The sequence below is a fragment of the Moorena sp. SIO3I6 genome, from assembly GCF_010672095.1.
Genome location: NZ_JAAHHU010000546.1, coordinates 1 through 2,851 on the forward strand (window position 1 = coordinate 1; position 2,851 = coordinate 2,851).

The following is a 2,851-nucleotide window of genomic DNA, read 5'->3' on the forward strand; positions in this document are numbered from 1 at the left end:
TGTTACAGATCACTACTTTAAAATTAGTAAATCTACAGTAAATCTACTGATGAGCTCTCCATGCTTGATCTGGCAAAACTGGCAGGACAAATCCCTGGTATTAGTAACCACCTGAGACTAGAGGCGGTGGCGTCTCGCCAACGCCTAGAACGGGCGGAACAATTACTGGCAAAGGCTAAAACACAACAAGAGAGTTTGGTCAAGTCTCATCAAGAATGGCGCGATCGCATGATCTTCACGGCGGCAACACCAGTAGAATCTCTCGATACTTGTGTTGATATCAGTAGTCCCCCAGAAAGCCATAGTGTTTTCGCCACCGATGGGTCTCAAATTTCCCCCTCTCACCACGAAATCCTCTACTGTTATGTGATTAATGTGGGTCGGATAATGTTGCACTATGGACAAAGTCTTTACCCTCTGTTGGATAGTGTGCCGGAAGTATTCTACCGACCAGAAGACTTATATATTTCTCGTCAGTGGGGGATTCGCACGGAGGAGTGGATGGGACATCGGCGCACCATTTCCGAGGTATCGATGTTAGCAGAAATGGCTTGCCGTTGGGTGAATCCACCAGCTCCCCACAGGGATACTCCGAATTTAGCGATAGTAGATGGTTCCCTGATTTACTGGTTTCTTGATGGGATGCCAGGGGAAGCACGCGATCGCATCTTGCCTCCGATTCTAACAGCTTGGGAGCAGTTGCGTGCTGTTAATGTACCCCTGATCGGCTACCTGAGTGCTTCTCGTAGTGTGGAAATGGTGAATTTCCTGAGATTACCCGCTTGTCCCTATGAAACACCCAAATGTATCACCCAATGTGGTAATCTCACGGACAAGTTGCCTTGTCAGGTGATTGACCCCTTGCGGGATACCACTCTCTGGGCAAGTTTATTGCAACCAGGACAGCGTAGCCCTCTATTTCAGAGTTCCGCACGGATTCTGGAATTATACGACCATCACCGGATCTATTTCTGTTATGTCCATGTGGGTACAGAAATTGCTCGGATCGAGATGCCAGAATGGGTAGCCCAGAATTCAGCATTGCTCAATCAAGCCTTGAGTTTAATGCTGGGGCAGGTCTATAAAGGATATGGTTATCCCATTGCTGTGTCTGAAGCTCATAATCAGGCCGTGATTAAGGCCGGTGACCGGAATCGCTTCTTTGCTTTGCTTGAACAACAAATGATTCGGGCAGGTGTCAAGAATGTGGGAATATCCTATAAGGAAGCTCGTAAACGGGGTAGTATTAGTTGACTTAAGGGTTGAAGGTTTAAGGGTTGAAGGTTTAAGGTTGAAGGTTTGAGGTTGAAGGTTGGAGGTTGGAGGTTGGAGGTTTAAGCTTGTTCGCGTAGCGTGGCCTTTTGGCCAAGGTTTAAGGTGAGTTGGTTGCAGGTTGTTCGCGTAGCGTGGCCTTTTGGCCAAGGTTTTTTTCCCAGATCCGCTGTTCCCTATTCCCTGTTCCCTATTCCCTGTTCCCTATTCCCTATTCCCTGCTCCCTGCTCCGAAGTCCCTGCTCCCTAAAACCTAAAACGAAAGTACCTTAACCAATAATTAAAAACTGTTCTAGTGTCATGGCAAATGTATTAAGAATTCTGTTTAAGCAAGATAGCTATCTCAAGCAAGAGCCGATTCAATCGTCGCAATTGCCTGATAATAAACGTCAGATGATACCAGCAGGTACTATATTAGTACTTCGCTATTATGGTCAGGAATCTGGCAATCACCTTAAACTGGGTTTAAAAGATATTGCGTTTAAGGGGTTCAGTGGTGATTGGTATGCCTTTGAAGACCATGTAGCAATTATGATGGAGAGTATTCAACCGGTAGAAACGGTTAGTAATGTAGTCTCTAAACAAGAGGATCAGACTGTTTTCAACATTCCTATTTATCAGAATACCTTAGTCAATCAACCCGTTTTACTTAACCTTTTCTTTAATCAAGATACGGTAATTAAGCGAGCTCCTATTCAATCTAATATGTTGAATGAAGCATCAAAGCAGGAAATTCCAGCAGGCACTGATTTGGTGATTGTGACAGATCAAGCTAATGCTGATAATACGGTTAAGTTTACGCTGGAGGAGAATCACGTAAAATTTACCCTGAAAGACCTAGAATTCAAGGGCTTTAGTGAAGATTGGTATGCCTTTGCTGGACATGTTGGTATTCAAGGGATGGGCTGATGTCAGCGGTCAGCTTTGTGGCACAGGCTTCTAGTTTGTGGAACAGGCTTCTAGCCTGTGACTATTAAACTAATGCTTACCTCTTTTATTCAAAACCTGACGGCTGATAGCTGACGGGCTAATTACTATTAAAAATCAGAATCATTGGTCAGCGTCTCAATCAACAAATCCATCTGTTGCTGTCGCTGATCCAGAAAATCTTCACATTGATGGAGATATTCGACAGCAGCGGAGAACTGATCAAACACCTCTGCTAGTTCTAGTTCTCCTGTTTCTATTTGCCTAATAATAGTTTCAACTTTAGCCACCGTTGCTTCATAGTTCCAGGTTTCTCCAGAAGGGATTTTACTTAAGTTTGAATCAGTTAGGTTTGAATCAGATTGAGTTTCCATAGATAGTAATTGTCAATGGGTTGAGGTACACAATTTTTGGATTTTAGGGAATCGGGAATAGGGAATCGGGAATCGGGAATCGGGAACAGGGAGAAGAGGCAAGAGGCAATAGGCAATAGGCAAGAGGAACCCACCCCTAGGTCGTGTTTTCTTGCCTCGGAGATCCCCCTAAATCCCCCTTAAAAAAGGGGGACTTTGAATATGGCTCCCCCCTTTTTTAAGGGGGGCTGGGGGGGATCATAATCTTGCGGAAAACTTTAAAAACACACCCTAACCCC

General features: G+C 44.7%; 4 protein-coding genes. 3 read left to right on the forward strand and 1 reads right to left on the reverse strand.

Features of this window, described 5'->3' with window-relative positions:
* The first annotated feature begins 60 nt into the window (after positions 1-60).
* The 3 genes from F6K49_RS39280 (at position 61) to F6K49_RS39290 (ending at position 2,181) form a co-directional block, all read left to right on the forward strand.
* Positions 61-1,254, forward strand: a complete 1,194-nt coding sequence (locus tag F6K49_RS39280; RefSeq protein ID WP_293061998.1) for a DNA double-strand break repair nuclease NurA — start codon at positions 61-63, stop codon at positions 1,252-1,254.
* Positions 1,255-1,353: 99 nt separating this feature from the next.
* Entirely contained in the window at positions 1,354-1,545 is a 192-nt protein-coding gene (locus tag F6K49_RS39285) for a hypothetical protein (protein WP_293105987.1), read from the forward strand.
* A 27-nt stretch (positions 1,546-1,572) separates the two neighbouring features.
* Positions 1,573-2,181: a hypothetical protein gene (locus F6K49_RS39290; protein ID WP_293105991.1), complete on the forward strand. Its 609-nt coding sequence runs from the start codon at positions 1,573-1,575 to the stop codon at positions 2,179-2,181.
* Positions 2,182-2,309: 128 nt separating this feature from the next.
* Here F6K49_RS39290 and xseB read toward each other — a convergent pair whose 3' ends face one another.
* The gene (gene xseB / locus F6K49_RS39295) at positions 2,310-2,573 is read right to left on the reverse strand and encodes an exodeoxyribonuclease VII small subunit (protein ID WP_293105995.1); all 264 of its coding nucleotides are present in this window, start codon (positions 2,571-2,573) and stop codon (positions 2,310-2,312) included.
* Positions 2,574-2,851: the final 278 nt, after the last annotated feature.

Bases quoted from the DNA above. Each gene is read 5' to 3' on its own strand.
- F6K49_RS39280 (WP_293061998.1), top strand. From the start codon at position 61: ATGCTTGATCTGGCAAAACTGGCAGGACAAATCCCTGGTATTAGTAAC.
- F6K49_RS39290 (WP_293105991.1), top strand. From the start codon at position 1,573: ATGGCAAATGTATTAAGAATTCTGTTTAAGCAAGATAGCTATCTCAAG.
- xseB (WP_293105995.1), bottom strand. From the start codon at position 2,573: ATGGAAACTCAATCTGATTCAAACCTAACTGATTCAAACTTAAGTAAA.